Raw genomic sequence first — 5,400 nt, forward strand, 5'->3', positions numbered from 1 at the left:
TTGGCTAGTCGGTTGAGTCCGCCGTAGCTTAAGGTTTGCCCTTGGTAGCTCAGGGCGATGGCGTTGGGGGCGCTTGCCGCGTGGGCTTCGAAGCGTTGGTGCAGGCACGGTTGCGCGGGGTAGCTGGCGGGGCTGGCGTTGCCGCCTTGCAATAGTTGCTGGCGTTCGTAGTCGGTGAGGAGGCCCAGTTGGCTAACGGGGCGGCTGTCGCCTTCGGTCAGGTTGTGCAGCAGGGTTTGGTAGTGGCCGATGAAGCGGGCGATGGTGGCCGGGTCGTAGAGGTCGCTGGCGTAGTGGAGATGCCCGGACAGGGTGTCGCCGGGGTCGGTGAAGGACAGGCTGAGGTCGAACTGGCTGGTGGGGTTGCCGCCGTCTAGGACGCTGAGGCTGAGGCCGGGCAAGTCGGGGTCTTGGCGCGGGGTGTTGTCGAGGCTGAGCAGGACTTGGACAACGGGGTTGTGGGACAGGCGGCGTGGCGGATTGAGGGCTTCGACCAGTTGCCCGAAGGGCAGGTCTGGGTGGCTGTAGGCATCCAGGGTGGTGGCTTTGACTTGGGCGAGCAGCGCGGCGCCGCTGGGGTCGCCGTCGAGGCGGACGCGGAGTGGCAGGGTGTTGACGAACAGGCCGATGAGGGCTTCGAGGTCGGCGTGGGGGCGGTTGGCGACGGGGGTGCCGATGACGAGGTCGGTTTGCCCGCCGAGTCGGGACAGGAGGATGGCCCAGGCGGTGAGCAGGGTCATGAATAGGGTCGCGCCGTGGCGGTGGCTGTAGTGCCGGAGGCTGTCGCTGAGGGCTGCGGGCAAACTGAACGCGACGCTACCGCCCCGATGGCTTTGCTGGGCGGGACGGGGGCGGTCGGTGGGCATCTCGAGCAGGCCGGGGCTGCCGTCGAGTTGGCTGCGCCAGTAATGGAGCTGGCTGTCCAGCACGCCGCCTTGCAGCCAGTGCCGTTGCCAGACGGCGTAGTCGGGGTATTGTAAGGCGAGCGGCGGCAGGGGGTCGGGCTGGCCTTGGCTGAAGGCGCGGTAGAGGGCGGCGAATTCGGCGGTGAGGCGGCCGAGCGACCAGCCGTCGGCGATGATATGGTGTTGGGTGACGAGCAGGAGATGCTCACGTTCGCCCAGGCGCAGCAGGCGCCCGCGGATCAGCGGGCCGTTCTCGAGGTCAAACGGCGCATCGGCTTCGGCACGGGTATGCCGGGCGATGGCGGCGGCCTGGTCGGCTGGGGCGGGCGTCGCCAAGTCGTGGGTGGCCAGTTGGAAGCCGCTGGCGGCGGGGGCGATGTGTTGCCGGGGTTCGCCACCGTCGGCCAGGAAGGTGGTGCGCAGGGCTTCATGGCGGGCGACGAGGCGGTCGAGGGCGGCCTGGAGGGCGGTGCGGTCGAGCTCGCCTTGAAGGCGCAGCCCCAGGGCGATGTGGTAGGCCTGGCTGGCGGCGGGGTCGAGGCGGGCGATGAACCAGAGCCGTTGTTGCGCCCAGGACAGGGGGATGGGCTGGCTACGGTCACAGGGCGTGACGGGCGGCAAGGCGCTGCGGGCGGCGGGGGCGGCGGCCTCGGCGAGCGCCGCGAGCACGGGGTGGTCGAACAGGGTGCGCAACGGCAGTTCAATGCCGAGGGCTTGGCGCAGCCGCGCCACGAACTGCACGGCAAGCAGGGAATGCCCGCCGAGTTCAAAGAAATGGTCATGGCGCCCGACCTGGGCGATGTGCAGCAGTTCCTGCCAGATCTGGGCGATGGCGGTTTCGGTGGCGCCTTGCGGGGCCTGGTAGGCGCGGCTGGCGGTGCTTCCCGCGTCGGGTTCGGGCAGCGCCTGGCGGTCGAGCTTGCCGTTGGCGGTGAGCGGGAAGCGTTCCAAGGTGACGTAGGCGGCGGGCAGCATGTGGTCGGCCAGCTGCGCGGCGAGCCGGGCGCGCAAGTCCGCCGGGTCGGGGGCGTGGCCGGGGTCGGGGACGAGGTAGGCGACCAGGCGCAGGTTGCCCGTCCGGTCATCACGGGTGTCGTCACGGGCGAGGACGGCGGCCTCGCGCACGCCGGGACAGCGGCGCAGTTGCGCCTCGATTTCGCCGAGCTCGATGCGGAAGCCCCGGAGCTTGACTTGGAAGTCGTTGCGGCCAAGGTAATCAATGGTGCCGTCGGGCAGCCAGCGGCCGAGGTCGCCGGTCTGGTACAGGCGCGGCGGTTGGCCGTCGCCCGCTTGCCGGAAGGGGTTGGGGATGAAGCGCCCGGCGGTGAGTCCGGGGCGGTTCAGGTAACCCCGCGCCGCGCCTGCGCCGCCAATGTAGATTTCGCCAGTGACGCCAATGGGCACGGGCCGCAAATAAGCATCTAAAATATAACACTGGGTATTGGCAAGTGGAGAACCAATCTGTGGCTTGTCCCCTGCGGTATTCACATGGGCAATCGTCGCATCAACCGTACACTCCGTAGGCCCATAGACATTATAAAAATCTATCGCCGTTGCGTTTTTCAACAAGCACCAAGTTGCATTGCCAATCGCTTCCCCACCCACCAACACTTTTTCTAAACAATGGTTTGTCTTATCCAAAAGCCCTGCAGAAAGCATCAGCTCCAATTGGCTAGGCGTACAATCCAAGGCATTGATTTTTTCTTTTTCAATAAATGCTAAAAAAGCCGGAATATCCGCACGAATTTCCCCAGGGATAATCACTACGCAACGCCCTGAAAGCAATTGCACTATCGCTTGTACGGAAGCATCAAATACCAACGCCGCATTCAAACCCATCCGGCTGTTTTTGGGAAAATCACGGAAAGCGGTATTTTCCAAACCTGTCCATAAATTGATGACAGAACCCTGTTCAACCATCACCCCCTTCGGATATCCGGTAGAACCTGAGGTATAAATGATGTAAGCCAACTGTTGGCTATTTAGGCTAATTAGCGATGGATTTGGATACTGTCCAGGCATTCCTTGGCTTTGTCCTCCCAAAAGGTCAATAAACAGTATCGGCAGTTCCAATTCAGCTTGAGTGGGTAAATTCCCTTGCCCTTCCTGTTGTGTGAAAACGGCAATGGGCTTGCTGTCGGCGAGCATGTAAGCCAGCCGTTCTTTTGGATAGCCAGGTTCTAAAGGCACATAAGCCCCGCCCGCTTTGAGGATACCTAATAAGGCCACGATCATTTCCAAACTACGTTCCATACAAATCGCGACCCGATCATCTGGACGTATACCTAAATTTAACAAACGATGGGCGGCTTGATTGGCGTAGCCATTCAATTGCGAATAACTAAGAACTTGGTCTTGATACACTAAAGCGGGTGCATCAGGCGTTTGCTGCACTTGTTGTTCAAACAATTGCTGGATACAACAGTTTTGCGGGTAATCACTGGCGGTGGCGTTGAAACTATACAGCAGTTGTCGCCGCTCGCTTTCTGGGAGCATGTCCAGACCACTCATCGGATAATCAGGCGCTTTCGCCAACGCATCGGTTAATTCGGTCATGGCATGATTGAGATAGCTGATAATGCGTGCAGGATCCACGGCATCTATACATTGCGCAGTCAGGCTAAACCCTTGGCCCAAATCATTCACGGAAATGGCAATGGGATAATTGGTGCGCTCTTCACTTTGATACACACACAGGCCATTCAAAGCGTCAGGGTGTTTAGCCTGCTGGGGGTTATGCCGATAATTGAATAAAGTCGTGAATAAAGGCAACGGTGGTGCAACTTGGCTACACCGTTGCGCCAAACTTAACGGGGCTTGTTCATGCTTAAGCAATTCACCCAACTGCCGGTAAGTGGTTTTGACCACTTCTTGCACACTGCGATGGGACAGGGAAATACGGATGGGTAAGGTATTGATCAGCAAACCTAAAACCTGTCCGGCTCCGTCAACACCTTGCAAGCGCCCCAACAAAACCGTACCAAACACCACCTCTTCACGATTGGTAAGGCGTGCCAATACCTGCGCCCAAGCGACATGAAACAAAACGGCGGTAGCCACGCCGTGTAGTTGGGCACTTTGGCGTATAGCTTGCGCCAAACCGTCAGCCAGAACTAAAGTCGCTTCAGTGATTTGCCCGCTATTGACTTGCGTGTCCAATATGTCAAACGGCGCGGTAGGCGCATCAATATCCTGCAACTGGGTTTTGAAATAGGCTTCATGTTCAGCCGTTGGAACCGCTAAAGCTTGGGCAATAAAATTCCGATAAGGCACGGGTGGCGGTAGTTTATCCCCCTGCCCTGCACTCATTTGCCGGATTTCGGCAACAATGCCATCTAGCGTCATGTGGTCGCATACCAGATGATGATTAAGCAAAGACAACAACCAAGCACCAGATGATTGATCAACGGCGATAACTGCCTTTATTAGAGGCGCCGATTGCACATCTAAAGTGATATGGCGCGGATCGGTATAGTCAAGCAATTGCCCTAACGCGTCATTTGATGAAGTAAACACCAATTCCTCGACGGTTAATTTTGCCACCCTATGCACGACTTGCACAGGTTGCGGCAAGCCTAGCCAATGGATGGAGGTACGCAGTATGTCGTGACGGTCTATGACTTTTTGCAAGCCACATAAAAATTCATCCAAACTATTACGTTCAGAAAAACGGATGACCGAACGGAGCAAATAGGTGTCGCCCTGCTTATCATCAAGCAGATGATGGAAAAAAATGCCTTCTTGCAAAGGGGCTAAGGGGTATATGTCCTGGATATTTGCTAGCCCCCCAGTCATGTTGCCAACGATTAGGTCAATTTCATCTTGGCTCAGCGACACTAACGGCAACATATCAGGTGTGATTTTATTCACTGACGCTAGCTGCTGACTTGATTGGGATAATGTTCCGGCAAAACGGCCTGATTGCAGGGCTAGCAGTAATTGCGGTTTGTGTGCTTTAAGCTGTGCCAGTAATTCGGCATTCATCGTACCTTGAGGTGCATGAATGACTAATTCACCGTCCTTTTCTGTTAATTGAATGCCCTTTTCCTGGACGTATTCCCATAATGTTTGCAAATTCATATCCGAAATTCCTCAATGTTGCTATTGCCCGTGCTTTGCTCAAAATAATCAGGGATCACGTTTGGCGGGATGGTGATCGCCATTGCCGATTCTTGCCCGCTGTCGATAAATTCAGCCATATCCGCTAAAACGGGATGGGTAAAAACAGTACGGACGCTGACCCAATACCCCTGTTGTTGTAGGCGTTCTATAAACGTGATAACCAACAACGAATGCCCGCCCAATTCAAAGAACTGGTCATGGCGCCCGACCTGGGCGATGTGCAGCAGCTCCTGCCAGATGCGGGCGATGGCGGTTTCGGTGGCGCCTTGCGGGGCTTGGTAAACCCGCTTGGCGGTGCTGCCGCCGTCGGGTTCGGGCAGCGCCTGGCGGTCGAGCTTGCCGTTGGCGGTGAGCGGGAAGCGTTCCAGGGTGA

At 57.8% G+C, this 5,400-nt stretch carries 2 protein-coding genes; both read right to left on the reverse strand.

Annotated elements, in window-relative coordinates; genetic code table 11:
* A partial coding sequence (locus tag METMI_RS24905) for a non-ribosomal peptide synthetase (protein ID WP_019868269.1) occupies positions 1-4,985 on the reverse strand: 4,985 nt, incomplete at its 3' end.
* Positions 4,982-5,400, reverse strand: a 419-nt coding sequence (locus METMI_RS24910; protein WP_040572810.1) for a phosphopantetheine-binding protein, incomplete at its 5' end; no start/stop codon positions are given. The genes METMI_RS24905 and METMI_RS24910, both read right to left, overlap by 4 nt.

The organism is Methylovulum miyakonense HT12 (assembly GCF_000384075.1).
GTDB classification, from domain to species: domain Bacteria; phylum Pseudomonadota; class Gammaproteobacteria; order Methylococcales; family Methylomonadaceae; genus Methylovulum; species Methylovulum miyakonense.